Annotated in this window: 1 protein-coding gene; it reads right to left on the reverse strand. The window is 71.2% G+C overall.

Annotation, left to right across the window (positions count from 1 at the left end; translation table 11 throughout):
- Positions 1 to 2,045, reverse strand: a 2,045-nt coding sequence (locus tag ACLN58_RS21550; protein WP_415857257.1) for an error-prone DNA polymerase, incomplete at both ends; no start/stop codon positions are given.

Consider the following 2,045-nt stretch of genomic DNA (forward strand, 5'->3'; position numbering starts at 1 on the left):
GAGGGCGCCTGCGGAGGCGAGCGCCTCGAGCTGCTCGGCATTGAGGCCCGTGCGGCGCGAGAGCTCCGTGAGCTCGCGGAACGGGCCGTTCGCGTCGCGCTCCGCGACGATCCTCTCGGCGAGGTCCTGGCCGAGGCCCGTCACGCTGGAGAGCCCGAGACGCACGGCGTGGGACGCGTCCCGGCGATGGGCGGGGCCGTCGTCGGGCGCGTTCTGGTCGAACCCGCCGATCCTCGGCTGGAACAGCTCAAGGCACGCGCCGAGCCCACCGCGCTCCGGGGCGGCGCCGTTGCGTCCGGCGCCCTCGCCGTCGTCGAGCTCGAGGCACGCGTCGGCGCGCGAGAGCAGGATGTCGGGTCGCAGCACGTGCACGCCATGCCGCCGCGCGTCGGCCACAAGCGTCTGCGGCGAGTAGAAGCCCATGGGCTGGGCCCGCAGGAGCGCCGCGAGGAACGCGCCCGGGTAGTGCAGCTTGAGCCACGAGCTCGCGTACACGAGCACCCCGAAGCTGATCGAGTGGGACTCCGCGAAGCCGAAGTCCGCGAACGCCGCGATCTGCGTGTACACGGACCTGGCCTCCTCCGGGGTGAGGCCGTTCGCCGCCATGCCAGCGAAGAGCTTCTCGCGGAGGCTCCCGATCTTCTCGACCCCGCGCTTGGACCCCATGGCCCGGCGCAGCAGGTCGGCGTCCTCGGCGCTGCAGCCCCCGATCGCCATGGCCATCTGCATGAGCTGCTCCTGGAACAGGGGCACGCCGAGGGTCCGCTCGAGCACGGGCTCGAGGAGGGGGTGCGGATACGTGACCTTCTCTTCGCCCGCCCGGCGGCGGATGTACGGATGCACGGCGCCGCCCTGGATGGGCCCGGGCCGGATGAGCGCGATCTCGACCACGAGGTCGTAGAACGAGCGCGGCCGCAGGCGCGGGAGCGTGCTCATCTGCGCGCGGGACTCCACCTGAAACACGCCCACGGAGTCCGCTCGGCACAGCATGTCGTAGACCGCGGGCTCCTCCTTCGGGATGTCCTCGATGCGCCAGCGCTCGCCGAAGTTCTCGTCCACGAGGTCGAAGCAGTACTGGAGCGCCGCGAGCATGCCGAGGCCCAAGAGGTCGAACTTGACGAGCCCCATCCACTCGCAGTCGTCCTTGTCCCACTGCAGCACGGTGCGGTTCTCCATGCGCGCGTGCTCGATCGGCACGACCTCGCCCACGGGCCGCTCGGTGAGGACCATGCCGCCCGAGTGGATGCCGAGGTGCCTCGGGTAGCCGAGGAGCTGCTCGGCGAGGCCGAGGACGCGAGCCGGGACGCCGTCGTCGTCCGCTTCGCCCTCAGAGCGCTCGCCCTCTGAGCGCGCGGCGGCCGAGAGCGCGTCCCACCGCTCGAGCCGCTTGGACCACGCGTCCTGCTGCCCCTGGCTGTAGCCGAACGCCTTCGCGACGTCCCGCACGGCGTTCTTGGGCCGGTAGCTCACGACGTTCGCGACCTGCGCCGCGTTGCCCCGCCCGTACTTCGCGTAGACGTGCTGGATGACCTCCTCGCGCCGATCGGAATCGAAGTCGACGTCGATGTCCGGCTCCTCCTCGCGCAGGCTCGAGAGGAACCGCTCGAACGGCAGCTTGTACGCGATGCTGTCCACGGCCGTGATGCTCAGGAAGTAGCACACGGCGGAGTTCGCGGCGGACCCGCGGCCCTGGCACAGGATGCCCTGGCTCCGCGCGAACTGCACGATCTCGTAGACGATGAGGAAATACCCCGGGAAGTCCTTTCGCTCGATGACGTCGAGCTCCTGCTCGACGCGCCTCCGCACGTCCTCGGGCGGCACCGGGCCCCGCCAGCCGGCGCCCTGAGTCCCGTAGCGCTCCGTGATGCCGTGGTCCACGAGCTCCCGCAGGTACGACATCGGGGTGTGACCGTCCGGGACCTCCTGCTTGGGAAGCTTCGGGCGGGCCGAGCGGAGCGGGAACGCGAGCTCCTCGGCGAGGCGCACCGTGTTCTCGACGGCGCCCGGATAGCGCGCGAAGCGGCGGGCCATCTCCTCGCCGCTGC

Source organism: Sinomonas sp. G460-2 (assembly GCF_047759905.1).
In the GTDB taxonomy this organism is placed as follows: Bacteria; Actinomycetota; Actinomycetes; order Actinomycetales; family Micrococcaceae; genus Sinomonas.